This window comes from Paracoccus denitrificans, assembly GCF_900100045.1.
Classification (GTDB): Bacteria; Pseudomonadota; Alphaproteobacteria; order Rhodobacterales; family Rhodobacteraceae; genus Paracoccus; species Paracoccus denitrificans.
The window spans coordinates 45,758-70,498 of record NZ_FNEA01000006.1; the positions used below are offsets into that span (position 1 = coordinate 45,758).

The following is a 24,741-nucleotide window of genomic DNA, read 5'->3' on the forward strand; positions in this document are numbered from 1 at the left end:
CCTTAGCGGTAGGTGACTTTCTTGACCGCCGCCACCACCTCGTCGGCGGTGATCAGCGCGTGCTTTTCAAGGTTCGCGGCATAGGGCATGGGCACGTCCTTGCCGGTGCAGTTGATCACCGGCGCGTCGAGATAGTCGAAGGCGTTCTCCATGATATAGGCCGAGAGGTGGTTGCCGATCGAGGCGACCGGGAAGCCCTCTTCCACCGTGACGCAGCGGTTGGTGCGCTTTACCGATTCGATCAGCGTGCCGTAATCGATGGGGCGCAGGGTGCGCAGGTCGATCACCTCGGCCTCGATGCCCTCGGCGGCCAGCTTCTCGGCCGCTTCCAGCGCGTGGGCCATGCCGATGCCGAAGCTGACCAGCGTCACGTCCTTGCCGGGGCGCACGATCCTGGCCTTGCCGAAGGGGATGGTGAAATCCTCGAGATCCGGCACCTCGAAGCTGCGGCCGTAGAGGATCTCGTTCTCCAGGAAGATTACCGGGTTCGGGTCGCGGATCGCCTGTTTCAGCAGGCCCTTCGCATCGGCGGCCGAATAGGGCATCACCACCTTGAGGCCGGGGATCTGGGCATACCAGGCGGCGTAGTCCTGGCTGTGCTGGGCCGCCACGCGGGCGGCGGCGCCGTTCGGACCGCGGAAGACGATGGGGCAGCCCATCTGGCCGCCGGACATGTAAAGCGTCTTGGCGGCCGAGTTGATGATGTGGTCGATGGCCTGCATGGCGAAGTTGAAGGTCATGAACTCGACGATGGGGCGCAGCCCGGCCATGGCGGCGCCGGTGCCGATGCCGGCGAAGCCGATTTCCGAGATCGGCGTATCGACCACGCGGCGCGGGCCGAACTTGTCCAGGAGGCCCTGGCTGATCTTGTAGGCACCCTGGTATTCGCCGACTTCCTCGCCCATCAGGAAGACGGTCTCGTCGCGGTTCATTTCCTCTTCCATGGCCTCGCGCAGGGCTTCGCGCACGGTCATGGTCTTCATCGGCGTGCCTTCCGGCCAGTCGGGCGAGAGGTCCGCGACCGGGGCGGGGGCAGGCGCGGCGGCCTGCGCCGGGGCGGCCGGAGCCTCTGCCCTGGCCTCGGCGGGTGCGGCCTCGGTCTTCGGCGCCGGGGCGGCATCGACGGATTCGCCTTCCTCGACCAGCACCGCGATGGGGGTGTTGACCTTGACCCCCTGGCTGCCCTCGGCGATCAGGATCTTGCCGAGGATGCCCTCGTCGACGGCCTCGAACTCCATCGTGGCCTTGTCGGTTTCGATTTCGGCGATGATGTCGCCGGATTTCACGTTATCGCCTTCCTTGACCAGCCATTTGGCCAGCGTGCCTTCCTCCATGGTCGGCGACAGGGCGGGCATCAGGATTTCGGTTGCCATGGTTCCCTCCCCTCAGGCGTTCGCTTCGGCGCCGCCCTGCGGCACTTCTTTGGCATAGATGTCGGTCCACAGCTCTTCCAGCGGCGGCTCGGGGCTTTCCTTGGCGAACTCGGCGGAGTCGTTCACGATATCCTTGATCTCCTTGTCGATGGCCTTCAGGTCCTCTTCGGAGGCGTGCTGGCCCTGCAACAGCAACTCGCGCACATGTTCGATGGCGTCGCGTTCGTCGCGCATCTTCTGCACTTCCTCGCGGGTGCGGTATTTCGCCGGGTCGGACATCGAGTGGCCGCGATAGCGATAGGTCATGACTTCCAGGATGTATGGCCCCTTGCCGGCGCGGCAATGCGCCACGGCCTTTTCGCCCGCGGCCCTGACCGCCAGCACGTCCATGCCGTCGACCTGTTCGCCCTTGATGCCGAAGCTTTCGCCGCGGCCGAAAAGCGTGGTCGATTTGGTCGAGCGCTTCATCGAGGTGCCCATGGCATACTGGTTGTTCTCGATGACGAAGACGACCGGCAGTTCCCACAGCTCGGCCATGTTGTAGGTCTCGTAGACCTGGCCCTGGTTCGAGGCGCCGTCGCCGAAATAGACGAAGGTGACGTTGTCGTTGCCCAGATACTTGTCGGCAAAGGCCAGGCCGGCGCCCAGCGGCACCTGGGCCGCGACGATGCCATGGCCGCCGTAGAAATGCTTCTCGCGGCTGAACATGTGCATCGAGCCGCCCTTGCCCTTGGAATAGCCGCCGATCCGTCCGGTCAGCTCGGCCATCACGCCGCGGGCTTCCATGCCGCAGGCCAGCATGTGGCCGTGGTCGCGATAGCTGGTGATGCGCTTGTCACCTTCCTTGGCGATGGATTCCAGGCCGACGACCACGGCTTCCTGCCCGATGTAGAGGTGGCAGAAGCCGCCGATCAGGCCCATGCCGTAAAGCTGGCCGGCCTTTTCCTCGAATCGCCGGATAAGCAGCATGTCGCGGTAGTATTTGAGCAGCTCATCCTTGGACACGTTGGGCGTGCTTTGCTTGGCTGCGGGCTTTCTGACCATGGGCCTCCTCCTCGGGGCGGGGATAGTTCAGCGTTAAACTAATTCTAGGCGAAGCTTTCGGGGGAAGTAAACCGGACTCGTGCATCCGTCCAGAGGGCTGATGCGAAAAGCCGCTTGCACGGGCAATTCCGGCGGCACCGGGGATCGGGCGCCTCAGACGCGGGCGCGGCGCCCGGCGGCGCGGTCGCATGAGTATTTGGGGAACGGTGAAATTCGGGACGAGCCGAGAAAGGCTCAGCGGATGATGATTTCGTCCGCGCGCACCAGGCCCAGCACGTCGCGGGCGCGTTCGTCCAGAAGGTCGAGGTCCAGATATTCGTCCGACAGCCGCCGGGTCAGGTTGCGCATGCGGTCGACCTCGGCCTGCAGCCTGTCGCGCTGCTGGATCAGTTCCTGCGTCTCGGCCTGCAACTGCACCCGTCGCAGGATGCCCGAGGGGCCCTGCACCGCCGCATAGGCGAAATAGACGCCCAGGAGGATCATCACGATAAAGAAGATGAGGGCGCTGATCGACAGGCGTTGGGTCATGGGCTGCTCGGTTGTTTCGCGCGATCATGCCACAGGCGGCCGGCCGGGGGAATCCCCCGATGCGCCGTGCAGGATGTCGTCGAGCACCAGGGCCATGACACGAGCGGAATCCTGCATATCCTGCACGCCGACCCATTCGTCGGGCTGATGCGCCAGGTCCAGCACGCCCGGCCCGTAGGCGATGCAGTTCTTCAGCTTGCCGATGCGGTCGATATGCTTCTGGTCATAGGTGCCGGGGCTGACCACATAGCCAGCCTCGCGGCCCAGCACCCGCTCGATGGCGGCGGCGGTCGAGCGCACCACCGGCGCCTCGCGGTCGGTCATGCTGGGGATCACCTCGAACAGGTCGCGGATTTCATAGGTGAAACCGGGCCTTTGCGCCTTGACCTTTTCCAGGAGCGCGGCGACCTCGCGCTTTACTTCCGACAGTTCCTCTTCGATCAGGAAGCGGCGGTCGATGATGATGCGGCAGCGGTCGGCGACGCAGGGCGCTGGCAGGCCGGTGAAATCCGGGCCGAGATCCGGCTCGCCGCCATGGATCGAGTTGATGTTCAGCGTCGAATTGCGCGCGCCTTCGGGGATCACCGGCATCTGGGTCCGTTTGGTCATGAGCAGCGGGAACAGCGTGCGCTCCATCTCTTCCAGCACCGCGCCCATGTGGCGGATGGCGCTGTCGCCCAGGAAGGGCATCGAGCCATGGGCGATGCGGCCGTGCGTCTCGATCTCGGCCCACCATACACCGCGATGGCCCAGGCAGATGCGGTCCTTGTGCAGGGGCTCGGGGATGATGACATGGCCGACATGGGCAAAGGCGCCCTGGCCTGCCAGATAGGCCACGCCGCCGAAGCCGCCCGATTCCTCGTCCGCCGTGGCGCTGATCTCGATCTGGCCCGGATGGTCGGGGTAAAGCGCGGTAAAGGCTTCGGCGGCGATGATGCTGGCGGCCAGCCCGCCCTTCATGTCGCAGGCGCCGCGGCCATAGATCCGCCCGTCGTCCAGTTCCGCGGCAAAGGGATCGCGGCTCCAGCCATGGCCGACCTCGACCACGTCGTGATGGCTGTTGAAATGCACGCATTCGCCGCGCGGGCCGCCCCGATGGCGGGCGACCAGGTTCCAGCGCGGAAAGGCCTCGCTGTCGCCCGGGGCACCGTGGGCGCGGATCAGTTCGCAGGTCCAGCCCCGGGGCGCCAGCCGTGCCTGAAGATATTCGCAGATCTCGCGATAGTTGCGGCCCGGCGGGTTCAGCGTCGGAATGCGGATCAGATCCTGCGTCAGGCGGATCAGATCGTCGCGGCGGTTTTCGATTTCGAGGGCAAGCGCGTCCATGGCCCAAGGCTAGGCCGCGGCGTCCCGCGCGGCAATGGGGTCATTGACAGTCGGGTCGCGCGGGCCTTCCATGGGGCAGGCTTTGCAACGAAGGTTCCGCCCGATGATCGCCTTTCTTCGCCTGATCGGCATGGTCCTGGTCGTCGAGCTGATCTTTTACGTGCTGATCTGGATCTATATCCGCAGCCTGCGCCGCGAAGAGCTTGAAAAGGAATGGGATCGCCGGCATCCCGAACGCGCGGGCGCTTCGCCGGAACGCGCCGAGTTCGTGCGGCGTTCGATGGTGGGGTTCAGCAACACCCTGCGGGCGCGGCTCGTCGGGCTGGTGCTGGTCCTGCCGGTGGTCGCGATCGTCGTGATCATCGTGATCGTGAACTACAATTGAGGGGGCGCCGATGCGCTGGTTCCTGACCGTCCTTGGGGTGATCTTCGGGATCGTGGTCTTTCTGTTCCTGGATTACACGCTGCCCTCGAAGCAGACGGTCCGCATCACCAACACCTATAACCGGCTGACCGACATCGGTGCCAATGCGGTCTTCTACGCCTCGCCCGACACCGGCACGGTGCAGAACGCGCAGGGCCAGCGCGACGTGCGCTTCATCGACACGGTGCGCCCGAACGGCAAGCCCTATGTCTATCGCAACGAGGATACCGGCTGGATCTGGCCGCCCTATTTCAAATACGACAGCTCGAACCTGCATGCGCAGGCGACCGACCTGCGCTCGACCGCGGCCAGCCCGGAATGGGTCAGCGTGACCTCATACGGCTGGCGCATCGCCTGGCTCTCGGTCTATCCGAACGCCATCTCGATCAAGCCGGTGGCGGGGCCCGAGATGCGGCCCTTCAACTGGGCGGCGCAGATCATCCTGGTGATCCTGGGCGGGCTGCTGTTCCTGCTCTGGCGCATGTGGAACCAGTTCCGCGAACGCACCATCGACCCCGCCATGCGTTCCGCCGACGAAGCATGGGACCGGCTGGACGCCCGCGCCGACGCGGCCCGCGACCGGGCACGCGGCCGCATGCGGCGCTGGTGGGACGGGCTGCGGGGACGCTGAGCGATGGAGCGCAAGAACCCCGGCACCGATTTCCGCCTCGACTGGTTCGAGAACATCCAGGTCAACACCCCGGCCGCCGAGCGCCGCGCCACGAGCCTGGCCGCGCGACGCAGTCTCAAGAAGGAATGGCAGGCGGCCTGGCTTCTGAACGCGGTGCGCTGCATCGACCTGACCACGCTTTCGGGCGACGACACGCCCGACCGCGTGGCGCGGCTTTGCGCCAAGGCGCGCCAGCCCGTCGATGCCGGCCAGCTTGCCGCGCTGGGGGTCGAGCATCTGACCACCGGCGCGGTCTGCGTCTATCCGACCATGGTCGCGGCGGCAAAGCGGGCGCTGCGGGGCACCGCGATCCCCGTCGCCTCGGTCGCGACCGGCTTTCCCGCCGGGCTGATGCCGCTGGACCTGCGGCTGGCCGAGATCCGCTATGCGCTGGACCAGGGCGCGGACGAAATCGACATCGTGATTTCCCGTGCGCTGGTGCTGCGCGGCGAATGGGCGGCGCTTTACGACGAGATATGCGAGATGCGCGAGGCTTGCGGCTCGGCGCGGATGAAGGCGATCCTGGCGACGGGCGAGCTCAAGACCCTGACCAATGTCGCCAGGGCCAGCCATGTCGCCATGCAGGCCGGCGCCGATTTCATCAAGACCTCGACCGGAAAAGAGCCGGTGAACGCCACGCTGCCGGTGTCGCTGGTCATGTTGCGCGCCATCCGCGACTATCGCGACCAGACCGGCTTTGCCGTGGGCTTCAAGCCGGCTGGCGGGTTGCGGACGGCCAAGGATGCGCTGAACTGGCAGGTGCTGATGGCCGAGGAGCTGGGCCGCGACTGGCTGCGGCCCGATCTGTTCCGCATCGGCGCCAGTTCGCTGTTGGCCGATATCGAGCGGCAGATTTCCCATCACGTCACCGGGCGCTATGCCGGCGCCCATCGTCTGGCCGCGGGGTGAACATGCCGAAGGTAAGCGAGATCATGGAAAGCATGGAATACGGCCCTGCGCCCGAGGATGCCTCTGCCGTCCGCGACTGGCTGCGCGAACGCGGCAGCTTCGGCCATTTCATCGCCGGGCGCTTTACCCGGCCGGGCGTGACATTCGCCAGCCGCGATCCCTCGACCGGCGATGAACTGGCGCAGGTCACGCAAGGCACGGCCCGCGACGTGATGAAGGCGGTGCGTGCCGCCCGCCGGGCGCAGCGCGGCTGGGGCGCCATGCCGGGACACGACCGGGCGCGGTTCCTCTATGCCATTGCCCGGACCATCCAGAAGCGCGAGCGTTTCCTGTCGGTGCTGGAGAGCCTGGACAACGGCAAGCCGATCCGCGAAAGCCGCGACATCGACGTCCCGCTGGTGGTGCGGCATTTCTACCACCATGCCGGCTGGGCCGAACTGGCCGAGACCGAGTTTCCCGGCCATCGCCCGCTGGGCGTTTGCGGCCAGGTCATCCCCTGGAACTTTCCGCTGCTGATGCTGGCCTGGAAGGTCGCGCCGGCCCTTGCCGCCGGCAATACGGTGGTGCTGAAGCCCGCCGAATACACGCCGCTGACCGCGCTGGCATTCGCCGAGATCTGCGCCCATGTCGGCCTGCCTGCCGGGGTGGTGAACATCGTCACCGGCGATGGCGAGACCGGGGCGGCGCTGGTGCGGGCGCCGGTGGACAAGATCGCCTTCACCGGCTCGACCGAGGTCGGGCGCGGCATTGCCCGTGCCGTTGCGGGTTCGGGCAAGCGGCTGACGCTGGAACTGGGCGGCAAGTCGCCCTTTGTCGTCTTGGAGGACGCCGACCTGGACGCTGCGGTCGAGGGCGTGGTTGATTCGATCTGGTTCAACCAGGGCGAGGTCTGCTGCGCCGGCTCGCGCATCCTGGTCGCCGAGTCGGTCGCCGCGCGGTTCGAGGCGCTCTTGCGAGCGCGGATGCAGAAGCTGCGTCTTGGCGCACCGCTCGATAAGTCCACCGATATCGGCGCCATCGTCGATCCCGTGCAAAAGGACCGCATCCTGCGGCTGATCGACCGGGCGACCGCCGCCGGGGCGGAACTGGTCGGCGGCGCGGCGGCGCCGGGCTGCTTCATCGCGCCGGGCTATCTGAAGAATATCTCGCCCGCCAATCCCGGCATGGTCGAGGAGATATTCGGCCCCATCGCCACGCTTTCGACCTTTCGCACCCCGGACGAGGCGGTGGATCTGGCGAACAATACCCGCTATGGCCTCGCGGCCTCGGTCTGGTCGGAAAGCGCGACCGTGGCGACGGATCTCGCCGCACGGATCAAGGCCGGCGTGGTCTGGGTCAATTGCGCGAACCTCTTCGACGCCGCGGCCCCTTTCGGCGGCATGCGCGATTCCGGCTATGGCCGCGAGGGCGGGCGCGAGGGGATGCTGGACTATCTCGCCGCGCCCGTTGCCCCGCAGCGCGATCCGGCGCCGTCCGAAATCGTCCCGGCCGAGGCGCCCGAGGAAAGCGCCGGGATCGACCGCACGGTCAAGCTTTACATCGGCGGCGCGCAGAAGCGTCCCGACGGCGGCGCCAGCTATGCGGCGCAGGACGAACTGATCCCGCTGGGCAACCGCAAGGACATCCGCAACGCGGTCGAGGCGGCGCAGGGCGGCTTGGCGAAATGGCAGGGGCTGGGCGGCCATGGCCGGGCGCAGGTGCTGTATTTCCTGGCCGAGAACCTGGCGCAGCGCCGCGCGGAATTCGCCGGCTTCGCCAGCCCGGCCGAGGTCGATGCCGCCATCCGCCGCTGCTTCTTCTATGCCGGTTTCGCCGACAAATACGATGGAGCGACGGTCTCGGCCAAGCCAGGGCATCTGTGCCACGTCCAGCCCGAGCCGCATGGCGTGATGGGGTTGATCGCGCCCGTGGCCGCGCCGCTGGCCGGCTTCATGGCGCTGGTGCTGCCGGCCATCGCCATGGGCAATGCGGTGGTGGCCATCCCGTCGCAGGACCGGCCGATGGCGGCCCTGACGCTGGCGCAGGTGCTGGCCTGTTCGGACGTGCCGGGCGGCGTGGTCAACATCGTCACCGGCCCGCGCGACGACCTTGTCCGGGCGCTGGCGGGCCATGACGGCGTCTCGGCGATCTGGCATGCCGGGCTGGGCGAGGGGCTGGCCGAAGTGCAGCGGGTCGCGGCCGAAACCCTGATCCCGGTCTGGACGCCCCAACCTCGCGACTGGAGCGGTCCGCAGGCGCAGGGCCGCGAGTTCCTGCGCGCGGCCAGCCGCACCAAGACCATCTGGCTGCCCTATGGCGCCTTGCCTGCGGGCACCGGCAGTTCGGCCTATTGACCCGAAGTCCGGCGCGACATTTCCACGAGGTCGCTGGGGCCATCGAGCGCCCCGGACCCGTGGCCCCTCCCGTGCCGCCCGCTTCAGGCCAGGCTTAGCCAGCGCAGCCCGGCCTCGGTCGAGTTGCGGGGGGTGTATTCCGCGCCGACCCAGCCGCGATATCCCGAAGCGTCGATGGCGCGGAACAGTTCGGCGAAGTCGATATCGCCCTGCCGCGGCTCGTGCCGGCTGGGCCAGTCGGCGATCTGGACATGCCGTATCCGCCCGGTATGGCGCTGCCAGACCGCCAGCGCATCGCCATGGATCATCTGCGCCTGATAGACGTCGAATTGCAGCCCCAGGTTCGGCGCCCCGACCTCGTCCATGATCTCAGCCGCCAGATCGAAGCTGTCGAGGAAATAGCCCGGCATGTCGTGGCGGTTCATCGGCTCGATGGTCAGGCTGGTCCGGGCATCGCGGGCGCAGGCCCATTTCAGGTTTGCGACGAAGGTGCGTCGCGCCAATCCACCCCGGGCCTTGCCGGCCATCACATGCAGATGCTTGACCCCCAGCGCGCGGCCAAAGCGCAGCGCGCGGTCGAAATCGTCGCGAAAGCGCGATTCGTTGCCCGGTTCGGCGGCAAAGCCGCGCGGCCCGCCGGCCCAGTTCGGCGGCGGCGTGTTCATCAGCACGAACTCCACCCCCGCCGCCTGTGCGGCCTGGGCCAGCTCCTTGACGGCAAGGTCATAGGGAAACAGGATCTCGACCCCGTGAAAGCCCGCACGCCTTGCAGCGGCAAAGCGTTGCAATATGGGCATCTCGGTGAACAGATAGGTCAGGTTGGCGGCAAATCGCGCCATGGTCAGGGCTCCAGGGGAAAGACCGTCCCTCCCGATCGCACTTCCATACGCCCGTTGTCGCCGGGCATAGCCGCATCGGCCAGTCGGTAGAACGTCTTGCGGTCGATCAGCGCCCAAAGACCGCGGCGGATATGGACATAGGGCCGGGGCTCTTCCGGCGTCCCGCGCATTTCTATCTCATGCCCGGGACCTGCGCTCACCCGGTCGCCCACATTGGTGGTAAAGACGATGTCCTCGCCGATTTCGGCATCGACGGCGATGAAGGGCGCATCGACCACGCGGATGCCGACCTTTTCGACGGGGGTGACCAGGAAGTAATCATCCCCCTCGCGCTTCAGGATCGAGGCGAAAAGCCGCACCATCTCGGGCCGGCCGATGGGCGTGCCGTTGTAGAACCAACTGCCGTCGGCGCGGATCTCCATGTCCAGGTCGCCGCAAAAGGGCGGGTTCCACAGATGCACAGGCGGCGGCCCCTTCTTCGAGGCGCGGCTGGCGGCAGCGGCGATTCCGGCCGCATCGCTCACGGCATTGTCAGTCTTTTCCTCCATTCCCTGTGGACCCCGTCACACCTGCCTTTATGTTGTCCTAGAACAGAAACGGGGCATTGTCATGGCTGAGAATGAGAAACTGGTTTCCGAAGTCTTGACGCTGACCGATCGCCTTGCGCAGGCCCGCGCCAGCGTCGAGCACCGCTTCGTCGGCCAGCATGCCGTGGTCGAGCAGGTGCTGGCCGCGATCCTGTCGGGCGGGCATGCGCTGCTGGTCGGCCAGCCGGGGCTGGGCAAGACCATGCTGGTCGATACGCTGGCCACCGTGCTGGGCCTCGACACCGCGCGCATCCAGTTCACCCCCGACCTGATGCCGGCCGACATCCTGGGCTCCGAGGTGCTGGACATCCGGCCCGACGGCACCCGCGCCTTTCGCTTCATCGAGGGGCCGGTCTTTACCCAGCTCCTGATGGCCGACGAGATCAACCGGGCCAGCCCGCGCACGCAATCCGCGCTGCTCCAGGCCATGCAGGAGGGCGAGGTCACTATCGGCGGCGAGCATCGGCCGCTGGGCCGGCCCTTCCACGTCCTCGCCACCCAGAACCCGATCGAGCAGGAGGGCACCTATCCCTTGCCCGAGGCGCAGCTCGACCGTTTCCTTTTGCAGGTCGACGTGGACTATCCCGACCGCGACACCGAACGCGCCATCCTGCTGGCCACCACCGGGGTCGAGGAGGGCCGGGCGCATGCGGTCTTCGACGCGGCCGGGCTGGTTGCGGCGCAGGCGCTGATCCGGCGCATGCCGGTGGGCGAGACGGTGCTGAATGCAATTCTCGATCTGGTGCGCGCGGCCCGTCCCGGCGCGCCCGAGGCGCCGGGCTGGATGGCCGATACGCTGGTCTGGGGGCCGGGGCCGCGTGCCGCGCAGGCGCTGACGCTGGTCACGCGCGCCCGTGCGGCGCTGAACGGCCGCTTTGCGCCGACGCTCGACGATGTCGAGGCCATGGCGGCCCCGGTGCTGCGCCATCGCATGGCGTTGAGCTTTGCCGCCCGTGCCCGCGGCGAGACCATCGAGGGCGTGATCGCGCGCCTGCTCGACGACCGGATGCGGGCGGCGGCGTGAGACCCTCGGCCGATCAGCTTCGCGCCCGGGCCGAGGCCGCCTCGGCGGCGTTGCCGGCGCTGATGCTGTCGGCCGAGCGGCTGGCGGCGGCGCTGGTGCCGGGCGCGCATGGCCAGCGCCGCGCCGGCATGGGCGAGGATTTCTGGCAATACCGTCCCGCCACCACGGGCGACACGGCGCGCAGCATCGACTGGCGCCGCTCGGCCCGCTCGGATGCGCAATTCGTCCGCGACCGCGAGGCGCAGGTGGCGCAATCGGCGGCGATCTGGGTCTCGGCCGCGGCGGGCATGGACTATACCGGCGGCACGGACCGGCCCGGCAAGCGCGACCGTGCCGACCTGCTGGCGCTGGCGTTGGCCATGGCGCTGCTGGCCGGGGGCGAGCGCGTGGCGCTGGCCGGCCAGCCGCCGCGCCCTGGCCGCCTGCAGGCCGAGCGCATGGCCCAGGCGCTGGTCGCCCGCCCGGCGCTGGACCGCGACGAGGATGCGCCGCCGGCCGAGGCCTTGCGTCCCGGCCAGCGGGTGATCCTGTTCGACGATTTCCTGGGCGATCCGCAGCCGGTGCTGGACTACCTTTCCCGCGCCGCCGGCCTGGGCGTGCAGGGCGTGCTGATGCAGGTCCTGGACCCGGACGAGGACGGCTTTCCCTGGCGGGGCGCGGTGTTGTTCCGCTCGGCCTCGGGCGCTCTGCGCCACGACACGCGCGACGCGGCCGGGCTGCGCACGGCCTATCTGGCGCGGCTGGCCGAGCGGCGCGAGGTGCTGTCGCGCGCCGCCGCGACCGCGGGCTGGCATTTCGGCATGCATGACACCGGGGCGCCGCCGTCGCAGGCGCTGCTCTGGCTCTGGTCGGTGCTGGAGGGCTGATGCTGCTCATTGGTCCCCTCGGCTTCCTGACGCCCTGGATCCTCGCGGCGCTGGCCGCGCTGCCGGTGCTGTGGCTGATCCTGCGCGCCATGCCGCCTTCGCCAAAGCTGGTGCGCTTTCCCGGCACGCGGTTGCTGCTGGGGCTCAGGGACCCGCATCCGGTGGCGCGTCACACGCCCTGGTGGCTGCTGCTCTTGCGGGTGCTGGCGATCGCGGCCTTGATCCTGGGCTTTGCCGGGCCGGTCTGGAAGCCGGCGCCGGATCAGGTCGGGCAGGGGCCTTTGCTGATCGTGATGGATGCCGGCTGGGCCGCGGCGCCCGACTGGCCGCAGCGTCAGGCCCGCGCCCTGCGCGCTCTGGATCGCGCGGCGGCGGCGGGACAGCCGGCGGCGCTGCTGGTCGCCGACGGCCGGGCCGAGGGCGTGCTGCCCTTCCTGCCCGCGACCGAGCTTGCCGCGCAGTTGCGGGCCCTGCGCCCCGCGGCATGGGAGACGCGCTATCCCCCCGATCCCCAGGCGGTGCTGGCCGAGGCGCCGGCGGGTCTTTCGGTGCTGTGGCTCAGCGATGGGCTGGACCATCCGGGGCGGGCGGAATGGCTGGCTGCGCTTTCGGGGCGCGGCAACGTGACCGTGGTGCCGCCGGAAGGCCCGCGCCAAGCGCTGGAACTGGTGCCGGGCGACCAGCCGGCGCTGCGAATGCGCTCGACCGGGACCGCGGTCGCCGAGGTGCTGGCCATCGGCCTCGACCCGCAGGGCACGCCGCGAGAGCTGGCGCGGCTGAAGCCCGGCGAGGGTTCTGCCGATGCGGGCGTGACCAGTTGGCCGGTTCCCATCGACCTGCCCTCCGAATTGCGCAACCGCATCACGCGCTTCGAGATCGAGGGCCATGCCTCGGCCGGCGCGGTGATGCTGGCCGATGACAGCCTGCGCCGGCGCAAGGTCGCGCTGGTCGGCGACGACCGCGCCAGCGAGGGCCAGCGGCTGCTCTCGCCGCTGCATTACCTGCGCCGGGCGCTGGCGCCTTCGACCGACCTGATCGAGGGGGGGTTGGGCGATGTGCTGCAAGCCTCGCCCGACGTGGTCGTGCTGGCCGACCAGTTCGGACTGGCCGATGAGCCGGCCCTGCGCGAATGGGTCGAGGGCGGCGGGCTGCTGATCCGCTTTGCCGGGCCGCGCATGGCCGCGTCGGAGCGGCTGGCCGAGGAGCCGCTCTTGCCCGTGCGGCTGCGCGCCGGCGGGCGCGACATCGGCGGGGCGCTTGCCTGGGGCGAGCCGCGCGGCATCTCGGCCTTTGCCCCCGACGGGCCCTTCGCGGGGCTCTTGGTACCGGACGATACGACCGTGCGCGCGCAACTCCTGGCCGAGCCGGCGCCGGACCTGGCCGACCGCAGCATCGCCCGGCTTTCGGACGGCACGCCGCTGGTGACGCGCGCGGCCCTGGGGCAGGGGCAACTGGTGCTGTTTCACACCACGGCCAACGCGGAATGGTCGAACCTGGCGATCTCGGGCCTGTTCGTCGAGATGCTGGACCGGCTGGTGCGCAGCGCCCGGGTCGGCGCCGGGGCGCCCGAGGCGGATCGCGCCGAACAGCCCTTCTGGCTGCCCGAACTGGTGCTGGACGGCTTTGGCCGCACCACCGAGCCTCAGGACACCGCCCCGGTCGCCGCCGCCGATTTCGCGCGCGGCCCGGCCCCGGGCGCTCCGGCCGGGCTTTATCGCGGCGGCGAGCGGGTGGCGGCCCTGAATGCGGGCGGGCCGATCGCGACGGCCGATTGGCCCGGCGCCCATATTGAGCGCGGGGCGCAGGCGCCGGGCTTCGACCTGCGCGGCTGGTTGATTGCGCTGGCCGCAGCGCTTCTGGCGCTGGACGCGCTCGGCAGCGCCTGGCTGGCTCGCGGCAGGCAGAGGGCGATGGCATGATGAGAAGATGGCTTGCCCCCCTTGCCCTGCTGTTCTGGGCCACGGCCCTTTCGGCGCAGGACGAGCCCGACCCCCGGCTGGTGCGCGCGGCCGACGAGGTGGCGCTGGCCTATGTCGTCACCGGCGATTCCGAGGTCGATGCCGCCTCGGAAGCCGGGCTGCGCGGCCTGTCCCAGGTCCTGACCGCCCGCACCACCGTCGAGCCGGGCGAGCCCATCGGCATCGACCCCGAACAGGACGACCTGTCGCTGCTGGCCTTCCTTTACTGGCCGGTGACCGAGGCGCAGGCGCCGCCCTCGCCGCAAGCCTATGTCCGGCTGAACCATTTCCTGCGCTCGGGCGGGATGATCCTTTTCGATACCCGCGACGGCGATATCGCCGGTCTGGGCGGGCCGGATGGCGCGGCGGCGCTGCAGGCGCTGGCCGCGCCGCTGGACATCCCGCCGCTGGCGCCGGTCCCGGCCGACCATGTGCTGACCCGCAGCTTCTACCTGCTCAGGGATTTCCCCGGCCGCTACCAGGGCCGCGAGATCTGGGCCGAGGCGCCCCCGGCCGATGCCCAGGCGGCCGAGGGCGTGCCGTTTCGCAATCTCAACGACGGCGTCTCTCCGGTCATCATCGGCGGCAATGCCTGGGCCGAGGCCTGGGCGGTGGATGAGAACGGCCTGCCCATGTTCAGCATCGGCTCGGGCTTCGAGGGCGAGCGCCAGCGCGAGATGACCTATCGTTTCGGCGTCAACCTGATCATGTATGTGCTGACCGGGAACTACAAATCCGACCAGGTGCATGTGCCGGCCCTGCTGGAGCGGCTGCGGCAGGAGGAGGTCGTGCAATGAGCGGCCTGACCTTCGATCCGCTGCTGTCCTGGCCGCTGGTCGGCGCCCTGGCCTTGCTCGGCGTGCTGGTGGCGCTGTGGTCGCTGTGGCGCGGCTTGCGCGGCTGGGCTTGGCGCGGCATCGCCGGGCTGGCCGCGGCGGCGGCCCTTGCCGGGCCTGCGCTGGAATCGGGCATCCGCCACAAGCTGTCGGATATCGTGATCCTGCTCGACGACCGCAGCGCCAGCCAGTCCCTGCCGGGGCGGGCGGAGCAAACCGATGCCGCGGTCGAGGAACTGACCCGCCAGCTCTCCGCATTGCCCGATACCGAGATTCGCCGCGTGACCGTTGCCGACGACCCGGACGGCACCCAGATCGGCACGGCGCTGACCCGGGCGCTGGCCGCCGAGCCGCAGGCCCGCGTCGCAGGCGTCATCGCCGTGACCGACGGGCTGGCCCATGATGCGCCGATGCTGCCCGCCTCGGCGCCCGCGCCGGTGCATGTGCTGCTGACCGGGCAGGCGCAGGACTGGGACCGCCGGCTGGTGATCGAGGAGGCCCCGGCCTATGGGCTGATCGGCAAGCCCGTCACCATCCGCCTGCGCGTCGAGGATCAGGGCGCCGTCCCCGCGCAGGTGGCGCAGACCCCCGCCCGGCTTCGCATCCTGCTGGACGGAGAGGAGATGCGCAGCCTGGACCTGCCGCCGGGGGTGACGCTGGACCTGCCGGTGGTGCCGGAACATGCCGGGCAGAACGTGGTCTCGATCGGGTTCGACGCGCCTCAGGCCGAGGTGCCGGAACTGACCGACCGCAACAACTCGGCCGCCGTGCAGATCCAGGGCGTGCGCGACCGGCTGCGGGTGCTGCTGGTCTCGGGCGCGCCGCACGCGGGCGAAAGAACCTGGCGCAACCTGTTGAAATCGGATGCAAACGTGGACCTGATCCACTTCACCATCCTGCGGCCGCCGGACAAGATGGATGCGGTTCCCGTCGATGAGATGTCGCTGATCGCCTTTCCGACCCAGGAACTGTTCATGGAGCGGATCCGGGATTTCGACCTGATCATCTTCGACCGCTACCGGGTGCGCGGCATCCTGCTGCCGCAATATTACGACAACATCCGGCGCTATGTCGAAGAGGGCGGCGCGATCCTGGTCTCGGCGGGGCCCGAGATGTCCACGGTGGAAAGCCTGAACCTGTCGCCCCTGGGGGCGATCCTGCCCGCGCGGCCCACCGGCCGGGTCTATGCCGAGCCCTTCCTGCCGCGCCTGACCGAGGACGGCGAGCGTCATCCGGTCACCGCAGGTCTGCCCGGCGCCCCGGCAGAGGATGCGGCAAGCCATTGGGGCCGCTGGCTGCGCATGTCGCAGGTGATCCCCGATCCCGATGCCCAGGTGGTGCTGAGCGGCGCGCGCGACGAGCCGCTTTTGCTGTTCAGCCGCGTGGGCGAGGGGCGGGTGGCGATGCTGACCTCGGACCAGGTCTGGCTCTGGGGTCGCGGCTTCGAGGGCGGCGGGCCGCAGCTGGAACTGCTGCGCCGCATCGCGCATTGGTCGATGCAGGAGCCCGAACTTGAGGAAGAGGCGCTGCTGGCCGATGTCAGCGGCGAACTGGCGGTCACGATCACCCGCCGCACGATGAAGGTGACCGCCGGCCCGGTGCGCATCACGCGCCCCGATGGCCAGACCGAGGAGGTCGCGCTGACCGAAGCCGGGCCGGGCCGCTTCACCGCACGCTGGACGGCGCCCGGGCCGGGGCTCTACCGGCTGGAAGAGGGCGATATCGGCCGCGTGCTGGCGCTCGGCCCCGCGGCGCCGCGCGAATTCGAGCAGACCGTCGCCTCGGGCGCCGTGCTGGGTCCGCTGGCCGAGGCAACGCAGGGCGCGGTGCTGCGGCTTTCCGAAGGCATGCCCGGCCTGCGCACCGTGCGCGAGGGACGGCCGGCGCATGGCCAGGGTGTCGGCGGGCCGTGGATCGCCATCACCCCGCGCGAGGCGGCCTCGGTCAGCGGCATGACGCATCGTCCGCTGCTGCCGGGTTGGGCCTGGCTCGCGCTGATCGCCGGGCTGGCGGTGGCGGGCTGGCTGGCCGAGGGCCGCGGTCGGCTGCGCAGCACCTGACACGGCGAAACTTGCCAAGTCCGCGCCCCGTTGCTAGGCAAATGAAAACATTCCAAGAGGACCGCATGGCCGCCGCCCCCAACGATGACCAGACCGCCTATATCCCGCCGACCGAAGTCGATCTGGCGATGATCAAGCGCATCCTGCCGCATCGCTATCCCTTCCTGCTGGTGGACCGCGTTCGCGACATCGTCCCGGCCGAAAGCTGCGTCGGCGTCAAGAACGTGACCTCGAACGAGCCGCATTTCGAAGGGCATTTCCCGCAGGAGCCGGTCATGCCCGGCGTGCTGATCATCGAGGCCATGGCGCAATCGGCGGCGGTGCTGGTCGGCGTCAGCCTGAATCTCGCCGACAAGGGCATGGGCACCTATTTCATGTCCATCGACAAATGCCGCTTCCGCCAGAAGGTGGTGCCGGGCGACGTGCTGGAGCTGCACATGAAGACCCTGCGCGGCGGCGGCAAGATCTGGAAGTTCGAGGGCCGCGCCATCGTCAACGGCCAGTTGGCCGCCGAGGCCGAGGTCATGGCCATGCTGAACCGTGGCGACAATGGCTGAAACCCGCATCCACCCCTCGGCCGTCGTGGACCCCGCCGCGCAGGTCGGCGAGGGATGCGAGATCGGCCCGTTCTGCGTGATCGGTCCCGAGGTCGGCCTCGGCCGGGGCGTGGTGCTGAAATCCCATGTCGTCGTGGCGGGCGAGACCCTGATCGGCGATGAGACCGTGGTCTTCCCCTTTGCCTCGCTGGGCGAGGTGCCGCAGGACCTGAAGTTCCGGGGCGAGCGCACGCGGCTGGAAATCGGCGCCCGCAACCGCATCCGCGAATATGTCACCATGAACCCGGGCACCGAGGGCGGCGGCGGCGTCACCCGGATCGGCGACGACGGCCTTTTCATGGCGGGCAGCCATGTCGCGCATGACTGCCAGATCGGCAACCGGGTGATCCTGGTCAACAACGCTTCGGTCGCCGGCCATTGCGTGCTCGAGGACGACGTGATCGTCGGCGGGCTGTCGGGCGTGCACCAGTTCGTGCGCATCGGCCGCGGCGCGATGATCGGGGCGGTGACCATGGTGACGGCGGATGTGATCCCCTTCGGCCTGGTGCAGGGGCCGCGCGGCCATCTGGACGGGCTGAACCTGGTGGGGCTGAAGCGCCGCGGCGCCTCGCGCGAGGAAATCCATGCGCTGCGCGACATGCTGGCGCAACTGGGCCAGGGCAGCTTTCGCGATACCGCCCGGCACCTGGCCGAGGCCGAGAATGGCCCGATGGTGCGCGAGGTGCTGGACTTCATCCTCGGTCCCTCGGACCGCAGCTTCCTGGCGCCCCATCCATGAGCCGCATCGCCCTGATCGCCGGCGAGGGCAGCCTTGCCCCCGCAATCGCCGCCGCGCTGGACCAGCCGCTGGTCTATGCGCTGGACAACCTGAAACCGCAGGTCGAGGCCAAGCCTTTCCGCCTGGAACGCCTGGTGCCCTTTCTGGACGAGTTGGCCGACCAGGGCGTGACGCAGGCGGTCTTTGCCGGTGCCATCCGCCGCCCGAAGATCGAGCCGGAACTTTTCGACGCGCGCACCCTGACCATCGTGCCGCGCATCCTGATGGGGATGCAGTCGGGCGACGACGCGGCGCTGCGCGCAGTTCTCGACGTTTTCGAGGAAGCCGGAATATCCATCTGTTCTGTCGATCAGATCCTGCCGGAACTGGTGCCCGGAGAAGGTGTGCTGTCGGGTGAGCCAAGCCAGCGCGACCAGAAGGACGCCGCCCGCGCCGCCGAGATCGTCGCCGGCCTTGGCGCGCTGGATATCGGCCAGGGCGCGGTGGTTGCGCAGGGGCTCTGCCTCGCCGTGGAAGCGCTGCCGGGCACCCAGGCCATGCTGGAATTCGCCAAGCTGCATGCGGGTCTGAAACCCGACCCCAAGGGAGCGGGCGGCGTGCTCTACAAGGCGCCGAAACCCGGCCAGGATCGCCGCATCGACCTGCCGACCATCGGCCCCGACACCGTGACCCAGGCTGCCGAGGCCGGGCTGGCCGGCATCGCCTGGGAGGCGGGCAGCGTCATCCTGCTGGACCGGGCCGAGGCGCTGCGCCGCGCCCAGGCGGCGGGGCTGTTTCTCTGGGCGCGCGGTTGAACGGGTATTTGGAAAACGGAAAAGAGGCTTGCTTCGCCGTTTCCCAAATACTCAAGTGACGGTGCCGCGAGAGTGGCAGCAGGGTATTTGACCGACGAAGAATGCCGGGGTGCTTCTCTGTTCTTCAAATACTCATGTCGGGGCATGGCAAGCGGAGCGGCGCGATGAAATTCTTCCTGATCGCGGGCGAGCCTTCGGGCGACAATCTGGGCGGCGCCCTGATGGCCGGCTTGAAGCAGCTTGATCCGGATGCCGCGTTCCTGGGTGTCGGCGGTCCGGCCATGGCGGCCCAGGGGCTGGAGAGCCGCTTTCCCATGGAAGAGCTGAGCCTGATGGGCATCTGGGAGGTGCTGCCGAAATACCGCGCGCTCAAGGCCCGGATCGCCGAGACTGCCCGCGCCGTCGCCGAGGCCCGACCCGATGCGCTGATCACCATCGACAGCCCGGATTTCTGCCTGCGCGTGGCGCGCCAGGCCCGGGCGTTGAACCCCGATTTGCGCACCATCCATTACGTCGCGCCCTCGGTCTGGGCCTGGCGGCCGGGGCGGGCCAGGAAGATGGCCGAGGTGATCGATCATGTGCTGGCGATCCTGCCCTTCGAGCCGCCGCTGATGCAGGCCGCCGGCATGAGTTGCGATTTCGTCGGCCATCCCATCGTCGCCGAGCCGGTGGCGGGCGAGGCCGAGGCAGCGGCGTTTCGTGCCGCGAACGGCATCGTGCCGGATGCGCCGCTGGTCTTGTGCCTGCCGGGTTCGCGCCGGACCGAGGTGGGCCGGCTCGGCCCGCGCTTCGACGAGGCGTTGATCCGGCTGCGCGACCGGGTGCCCGAGATTCGCGTGGTGATTCCGACCGTGCGGGGCGTTTCGGGGCTGGTGCGCGACATGGCTCGGCGCTGGCCCACCGCCCCGGTCGTGGTCGAGAGCCCCGAGGAAAGGCGCGCCGCCTTTGCCGCCGCCGACCTGGCGCTGGCGGCCTCGGGCACGGTCAGCCTGGATCTGGCCGCGAACGACGTGCCCATGGTCATCGGCTATGACGTGGCGCCGCTCAGCCGGCTGATCATCGGGTTGCTGCTCAGGACCGATACGGTGACGCTGGTCAACCTGGTCAGCGAGACCCGCGCCGTGCCGGAATATCTGGGCCGCAACTGCCAGCCCGGCCCCATGTCGCAGGCGCTTTACCGGCTGATCGAAAACGGCGAGGAACGGAGCGAGCAACTGGCCGCCATGGCGCTGACCATGCAGCGGCTGGGGCGCGGCGGCGAGCCTCCCGGCCTGCGCGCCGCGCGTTCGGTCATGGCGGCGATCAGTTCTGCGCCGCGACCACGATGATCTCGACCTTGTAGTCGGGAGTCGCCAGGGCCGATTCGCCGGTGGCGCGGGCCGGGGCGTGGCCGGGGGCGACCCAACCGTCCCAGACTGCGTTCATCTCGGCGAAATCGGCCATGTCGGCCAGCCAGACCTGCGCCGACAGGATGCGGGTCTTGTCCGAGCCGCATTCCGCCAGCAGCCGGTCGATCTGGGCCAGCACCTCGCGGGTTTGCTGGGTCACCGTTTCGCCGGGTTTGCCGACCTGGCCGGCCAGGTAGATGGTGCCGTTATGGACGACCGCCTGGCTCATGCGGGGGCCGGTCTCGATGCGCTTGATCTCGGACATGGAAAATCCTTTCGGGTTGGGCCGGCGTCAGAAAAGCCGCCAGAGGAACAGCGCCGTCATGCCAAAGCCGATGGCCGCGATCAATGCCCGCAACACCGGGATCGGGATTCGCCGCGCCACTGGCGCGCCCAGATAGCCGCCGAGGACAGTGCCCAGGCTCATTACCGCCGCGGGCCACCAGGCGACCTGCCCGCCCGCCGCGAAGATCGCGAAGGAGATCACCGACAGCGCGAAGGACAGCCAGTTCTTCAGCCCGTTCATCTGGTTCAGCTGCGTCATGCCCCAAAGCGCGAAGAGCGCCAGCAGCACGATCCCCAGCCCGCCGTTGAAATAGCCGCCGTAGATTGCCACCGGCACCATGGTCCCGGCGCCGAAGGGTGCCGCGGCGTTGCGATGCTGCGCCGCCCATTCCCGCACCTGCGCGCCCCAGATGAAGACCGAGGTCGCCGCCAGCAGCAGGAAGGGCACCAGCACCGCGAAGGCCTGGTTCGACGAGACCAGCAGCAGGCAGGAGCCGACGATGCCGCCGGCCAGCGTCCAGAAGGTCAGCCGCAGCACCAATGCACGCTCGATCTGCGCGATCTCGTGGCGAAACCCCAGCGCGGCGGACAGGTAGCCCGGCAGGGCGGCGACCGTGCTGGTGGCATTGGCCGAGACCACCGGCACGCCGCTGGCGACGAGGGCGGGGAAGGTGATGAAGGTGCCGCCCCCGGCGACGGCGTTCAGCATCCCGCCCAGGAATCCGGCGGCGAGCATCAGCAGGGTGTCGGTCATGCGGGGCGGCTCCGGATCGTGGCAGGGCGCCCATGCTTAGCCTTGCGGCTCGGGGGCGTCCAGCCTTGCATGGGCCGGACATGGATGCGCCCGGAGGCGGCCCCCGGGCGCATGGCTTGCAATCGAATTCCGGTCAGAAGATGCCGGTCAGATAAAGCAGGATGATCACGAAGATCGGAACGCCCAGGAGCCAGGCGACGATACCCTTCATCGTTGTTCTCTCCCTTTCTGGTCGTCAGCGGAACGCGACCCGGCCGGGTTGGTTCCCGTGCCGCCACCGCCCGCCTAGGATGGAGTTCCCGAAAATCGCAAATCGGCGGGAATAAACCGCGCGGCGTTCCGTAACCCCCTTGCAACCTTCTGGCGTTGCCTTGGATCAAAGGATGAAGCGCATGGCACCTTTTCGCATGATTCTGACGGCCGCGACCTTCTCGACGGCAATCCTTCCGGGTGCGGCCCTGGCCGATGACGACGATTTCCCCCGTTATTTCCATCGCGGCGGGATCGAGCGGCTGCTGCTGCCTGGCCTGGACGGCTGGACCTATCGCGGCTGGCGCGGGGATGACGACGACCGCCGGTCCGTCCGCTATCGCTCCTGGGGCGACGATGACGACGACCGCCCCCGGCGCCGCCGCCGTCGTGGTCGCGACGATGATGACGACGACGACGATGACGACGATTGACGGATTCAGCGATTAGGCAGGCGAGACCGGCCCCTGAACCGGGCCGGCTTCACCGGTGGGATTGCCGACCGGATGCGCAAGGGACGGATCGGGACGGCAAAGCCAGCCTCGCCGCGGGCGAGGCGCTTCGGAAAGCCGCCGTTCGGGGACGGAGGGGCCGTCAGCCCCGAACCCATTCCATGACATGCAGATAGGGCGCGCGGCGATAGCGCGCGGCCTGCCGGGGATCGCCGCCTTGCGGTGCCGGCTCGTCGAAATGCACCAGCCGCAGCCCATGTTCCAGCAGCGGCTGCATATAGGCGTGGAAGGGGCGGTGCCAGTTGCGGATCAGGATGCCGCGCCAGCTGACCCATTCCGCACGCTCGTCCAGGTAGTTGTCGATCAGGTAGCCCGAGCCGGGATCGCCCTTCCAGCCGCCCGCCGTGCTGAACGAGTTCAGGTTGGCGACGAGCAGGCTGCCGCCGGGACGCAGGACGCGCACCATCTCGGCGATGGCGGCCCGGATGTCGTCGATGTCGATGAGCGTCAGGTAGCTGACCACCAGGTCGAAACCGGCATCGGGCAGGGGCAGGGCCTCGGCGCGCGCCTGCACGTAGCTGCCCTTGTCGTCGCGGCTGCGGGCGGTTTCGATCAGCTTCTGTGTGGGATCGATGCCGGTCGCGGCGATGCCTTCGGCGGCAAGCATCCGGCAGAAGCGTCCCTCGCCGCAGCCCACGTCCAGCGCATTGCGGAAGCCGCGGCCGCGGATGCGGGCCAGCATCGGGGCGTCGAGCACATGGCGGCGCGAGAAATCGCCTTCCTCGCCCATGTCGGCGATCCAGGCCTCGGCGGAATCGTCCCAGCCATTCCCGCGATCCATGCTTGCCTCCCCCGATGGTGCCGGGCGGTTTGCTAGCCTATCCGGCGGGCGGGGGCAAATCGGTCAGTTCAGGGCAAAGGTCCTGGGCAGGCTGCGATACCAGTCGATGATCGCCTGCCGTTCCTGCGGCTCCATGAAGCTGACATTGGCGGGCGGCATGGCGTCGGTCACGCCGGCCTGGATATAGATTTCGCGCGCGGCGCGGGTGATGTCGTCGGGGGTCTCCAGCAGGACGCCCTTGGGCGCGGTGTGGATGCCCTCGTAAGAGGGCTCCCTGGCATGGCACATCGAGCAGCGGCCCATGACGGCGTTGTAGGCGTCGTCCCAGCCGGCCACGTCGACCATGGCCTGCTGCGTGGGCGTCAGGACGCGCGCCTCGGCCTCCTCCAGCGTCTGGCGGAACATCGGCGCGGTCGAGAGCCACATGACGATGACGAACAGGATGGTGGTCACGGCCCAGGTCCACCTGCGCATCCCGCCGCCGGCATGCATGGTGTTGAAGAAATGCCGGATGGTCACGCCCATCAGGAAGATCAGCCCGGCGATCACCCAGTTGTATTCCGTCGCGAAGGCCAGCGGATAGTGGTTCGACAGCATCAGGAACACGACCGGCAGGGTCAGGTAGTTGTTATGCGTCGAGCGCAGCTTGGCGATCTTGCCGTATTTCGGATCGGCGGGACGCCCGGCCTTGAGGTCGGCGACGACGATGCGCTGGTTCGGCATGATGACGAAGAACACGTTCGCCGTCATGATCGTAGCGGTGAAGGCGCCCAGGTGCAGCATGACCGCGCGGCCGGTGAAGACCTGGTTATAGGCCCAGCCCATGACCATCAGCAGCCCGAACAGGATCAGCATCAGCAGGGTCGGGGTCTCGCCCAGCTTCGACTTGCACAGGTTGGTATAGATCAGCCAGCCGATCGACAGCGAGCCGGCCGAGATCAGGATCGCCTGCCAAGGCGCCAGATCCATCTTGGCGGGGTCGATCAGGAACAGTTCGGAGCCGACCCAATAGGTGACCATCAGGAGCGCCGCCCCCGAGATCCAGGTCATGTAGCTTTCCCATTTGAACCAGATCAGGTGCTCGGGCATCCGCTCGGGCGCGACCAGGTATTTCTGGATATGGTAGAAGCCGCCGCCATGGACCTGCCATTCCTCGCCATGCGCGCCGGGGGGCAGGCCGGGCACCTTGCGCAACCCGAGGTCGAGGGCGACGAAATAGAAGGACGAACCGATCCAGCAGATGGCGGTGACGACATGCGTCCATCGGATGGCAAAGGCGAGCCAATCCCAGATGACGGCGAAATCGGACATACTTTGTCTCCTGTCTAGCTGGGGAAAGACTAGCCGCTTCGCGGGGTTGCGAGTATTCACGCATTTCCCCTTGCTGTCTTAACGATGCGTTGAAAATCTTTCGCCAAGCCTTGCAGGAATGAAAAAGAGGGGGCCTTGCCCCCTCAGGCCCCAGGGGCCTTTCACCCCCAGGGTATTTGGAAAACGGAAAAAAGCCGGGGCTCAGCTGCCGCGATAGGTCGAGAAGCCGTAGGGCGAGATCAGCAGCGGCACATGGTAATGGTCCTGTTCCGACATGCCGAAGCGCAAGGGCACCTGGTCGAGAAAGCGGGGCTTCGCGGCCTGGTGTCCCTGGGCGTCCAGCCATGCGCCGACATGGAAGACGAGCTCGTATTCGCCGGTCTGGAACGCGGCCTCGGGCAGGATGTGGCTGTCGGTGCGGCCGTCGTGGTTGGTGACGGTCTCGGCGATCAGCCGGCGTTCGGGGTCGAGGCGGTAGAGCTCGATCCGCATGCCCTGCGCGGGCGTGCCATTGGCGGTGTCGAGCACATGGGTGGTGAGATAACCGGGCATTTT

General features: G+C 68.6%; 25 protein-coding genes. 14 read left to right on the forward strand and 11 right to left on the reverse strand.

What is annotated here, in order from left to right:
- Positions 1–2: 2 nt before the first annotated feature.
- From BLT64_RS06365 to BLT64_RS06380, 4 genes are all read right to left on the reverse strand, one after another.
- The gene (locus tag BLT64_RS06365) at positions 3–1,373 is read right to left on the reverse strand and encodes a pyruvate dehydrogenase complex E1 component subunit beta (protein WP_011750124.1); all 1,371 of its coding nucleotides are present in this window, start codon (positions 1,371–1,373) and stop codon (positions 3–5) included.
- A gap of 12 nt (positions 1,374–1,385) precedes the next feature.
- Positions 1,386–2,417 (reverse strand): pyruvate dehydrogenase (acetyl-transferring) E1 component subunit alpha, encoded by a 1,032-nt coding sequence (gene pdhA / locus BLT64_RS06370; RefSeq protein WP_011750125.1) that lies wholly within the window; start codon positions 2,415–2,417, stop codon positions 1,386–1,388.
- A 234-nt stretch (positions 2,418–2,651) separates the two neighbouring features.
- Positions 2,652–2,945 carry an FtsB family cell division protein gene (locus BLT64_RS06375; protein ID WP_011750126.1) on the reverse strand — a complete coding sequence of 98 codons (294 nt, stop codon included), beginning with the start codon at positions 2,943–2,945 and terminating at the stop codon, positions 2,652–2,654.
- A gap of 24 nt (positions 2,946–2,969) precedes the next feature.
- Positions 2,970–4,271, reverse strand: coding sequence for an acetylornithine deacetylase/succinyl-diaminopimelate desuccinylase family protein (locus BLT64_RS06380; RefSeq protein ID WP_011750127.1), 1,302 nt, complete (start codon positions 4,269–4,271; stop codon positions 2,970–2,972).
- A gap of 103 nt (positions 4,272–4,374) precedes the next feature.
- On the opposite strand from BLT64_RS06380, the gene BLT64_RS06385 reads away from it, so the two are divergent.
- The 4 genes from BLT64_RS06385 to BLT64_RS06400 are packed head-to-tail and all read left to right on the forward strand — an operon-like array spanning position 4,375 to position 8,607.
- On the forward strand, positions 4,375–4,656 hold the full coding sequence (locus tag BLT64_RS06385; RefSeq protein ID WP_011750128.1) for a hypothetical protein: 282 nt from the start codon (positions 4,375–4,377) through the stop codon (positions 4,654–4,656).
- 10 nt (positions 4,657–4,666) lie between these two features.
- A complete protein-coding gene (locus BLT64_RS06390) occupies positions 4,667–5,326 on the forward strand; it encodes a DUF1523 family protein (RefSeq protein WP_011750129.1) in 660 nt (219 codons plus the stop codon).
- Positions 5,327–5,329: 3 nt separating this feature from the next.
- Positions 5,330–6,274, forward strand: a complete 945-nt coding sequence (gene deoC / locus BLT64_RS06395; RefSeq protein WP_011750130.1) for a deoxyribose-phosphate aldolase — start codon at positions 5,330–5,332, stop codon at positions 6,272–6,274.
- A 2-nt stretch (positions 6,275–6,276) separates the two neighbouring features.
- Entirely contained in the window at positions 6,277–8,607 is a 2,331-nt protein-coding gene (locus BLT64_RS06400; protein WP_011750131.1) for an aldehyde dehydrogenase family protein, read from the forward strand.
- 83 nt (positions 8,608–8,690) lie between these two features.
- On the opposite strand, the gene BLT64_RS06405 is transcribed toward BLT64_RS06400, so the two are convergent.
- The gene (locus BLT64_RS06405; protein ID WP_011750132.1) at positions 8,691–9,446 is read right to left on the reverse strand and encodes a hydroxypyruvate isomerase family protein; all 756 of its coding nucleotides are present in this window, start codon (positions 9,444–9,446) and stop codon (positions 8,691–8,693) included.
- Positions 9,447–9,448: 2 nt separating this feature from the next.
- Positions 9,449–9,994, reverse strand: a complete 546-nt coding sequence (locus tag BLT64_RS06410) for a DUF1285 domain-containing protein (protein ID WP_011750133.1) — start codon at positions 9,992–9,994, stop codon at positions 9,449–9,451.
- A 61-nt stretch (positions 9,995–10,055) separates the two neighbouring features.
- Between BLT64_RS06410 and BLT64_RS06415 the strand changes: the two genes are divergently transcribed.
- From BLT64_RS06415 to lpxB, 9 genes are all read left to right on the forward strand, one after another.
- Positions 10,056–11,057 (forward strand): AAA family ATPase, encoded by a 1,002-nt coding sequence (locus BLT64_RS06415; protein ID WP_011750134.1) that lies wholly within the window; start codon positions 10,056–10,058, stop codon positions 11,055–11,057.
- Complete coding sequence (locus BLT64_RS06420; RefSeq protein WP_011750135.1) at positions 11,054–11,923, forward strand: DUF58 domain-containing protein; 870 nt, start codon at positions 11,054–11,056, stop codon at positions 11,921–11,923. Before BLT64_RS06415 ends, BLT64_RS06420 begins: the two co-directional genes overlap by 4 nt.
- Positions 11,923–13,842, forward strand: coding sequence for a BatA domain-containing protein (locus tag BLT64_RS06425; RefSeq protein ID WP_011750136.1), 1,920 nt, complete (start codon positions 11,923–11,925; stop codon positions 13,840–13,842). Before BLT64_RS06420 ends, BLT64_RS06425 begins: the two co-directional genes overlap by 1 nt.
- Positions 13,839–14,678 (forward strand): DUF4159 domain-containing protein, encoded by an 840-nt coding sequence (locus BLT64_RS27725; protein ID WP_011750137.1) that lies wholly within the window; start codon positions 13,839–13,841, stop codon positions 14,676–14,678. The genes BLT64_RS06425 and BLT64_RS27725 overlap by 4 nt, the downstream gene beginning before the upstream one ends.
- Positions 14,675–16,777 (forward strand): membrane protein, encoded by a 2,103-nt coding sequence (locus BLT64_RS06430; protein ID WP_011750138.1) that lies wholly within the window; start codon positions 14,675–14,677, stop codon positions 16,775–16,777. The genes BLT64_RS27725 and BLT64_RS06430 overlap by 4 nt, the downstream gene beginning before the upstream one ends.
- Positions 16,778–16,842: 65 nt before the next feature.
- A complete protein-coding gene (gene fabZ, locus BLT64_RS06435) occupies positions 16,843–17,334 on the forward strand; it encodes a 3-hydroxyacyl-ACP dehydratase FabZ (protein WP_049792409.1) in 492 nt (163 codons plus the stop codon).
- Complete coding sequence (lpxA, locus tag BLT64_RS06440) at positions 17,327–18,112, forward strand: acyl-ACP--UDP-N-acetylglucosamine O-acyltransferase (protein WP_011750140.1); 786 nt, start codon at positions 17,327–17,329, stop codon at positions 18,110–18,112. Before fabZ ends, lpxA begins: the two co-directional genes overlap by 8 nt.
- Positions 18,109–18,906, forward strand: a complete 798-nt coding sequence (locus BLT64_RS06445; protein WP_011750141.1) for an LpxI family protein — start codon at positions 18,109–18,111, stop codon at positions 18,904–18,906. The genes lpxA and BLT64_RS06445 overlap by 4 nt, the downstream gene beginning before the upstream one ends.
- 164 nt (positions 18,907–19,070) lie before the next feature.
- The gene (lpxB, locus tag BLT64_RS06450; RefSeq protein ID WP_011750142.1) at positions 19,071–20,234 is read left to right on the forward strand and encodes a lipid-A-disaccharide synthase; all 1,164 of its coding nucleotides are present in this window, start codon (positions 19,071–19,073) and stop codon (positions 20,232–20,234) included.
- Here the strand turns inward: lpxB and BLT64_RS06455 are convergent.
- On the reverse strand, positions 20,209–20,559 hold the full coding sequence (locus BLT64_RS06455; RefSeq protein WP_011750143.1) for a RidA family protein: 351 nt from the start codon (positions 20,557–20,559) through the stop codon (positions 20,209–20,211). The two genes, lpxB and BLT64_RS06455, sit on opposite strands and share 26 nt — an antisense overlap.
- Positions 20,560–20,586: 27 nt before the next feature.
- On the reverse strand, positions 20,587–21,333 hold the full coding sequence (locus tag BLT64_RS06460) for a sulfite exporter TauE/SafE family protein (protein WP_011750144.1): 747 nt from the start codon (positions 21,331–21,333) through the stop codon (positions 20,587–20,589).
- A gap of 383 nt (positions 21,334–21,716) precedes the next feature.
- Here BLT64_RS06460 and BLT64_RS26255 point away from each other — a divergent pair, with 383 nt between their 5' ends.
- Positions 21,717–22,016 carry a hypothetical protein gene (locus BLT64_RS26255; protein WP_041530429.1) on the forward strand — a complete coding sequence of 100 codons (300 nt, stop codon included), beginning with the start codon at positions 21,717–21,719 and terminating at the stop codon, positions 22,014–22,016.
- 160 nt (positions 22,017–22,176) lie between these two features.
- On the opposite strand, the gene BLT64_RS06470 is transcribed toward BLT64_RS26255, so the two are convergent.
- The 3 genes from BLT64_RS06470 to uraH form a co-directional block, all read right to left on the reverse strand.
- On the reverse strand, positions 22,177–22,875 hold the full coding sequence (locus BLT64_RS06470) for a class I SAM-dependent methyltransferase (RefSeq protein ID WP_011750146.1): 699 nt from the start codon (positions 22,873–22,875) through the stop codon (positions 22,177–22,179).
- A gap of 63 nt (positions 22,876–22,938) precedes the next feature.
- Positions 22,939–24,186, reverse strand: a complete 1,248-nt coding sequence (locus BLT64_RS06475; protein ID WP_011750147.1) for a urate hydroxylase PuuD — start codon at positions 24,184–24,186, stop codon at positions 22,939–22,941.
- A 201-nt stretch (positions 24,187–24,387) separates the two neighbouring features.
- Complete coding sequence (gene uraH, locus BLT64_RS06480) at positions 24,388–24,738, reverse strand: hydroxyisourate hydrolase (protein WP_011750148.1); 351 nt, start codon at positions 24,736–24,738, stop codon at positions 24,388–24,390.
- Positions 24,739–24,741 lie beyond the last annotated feature (3 nt).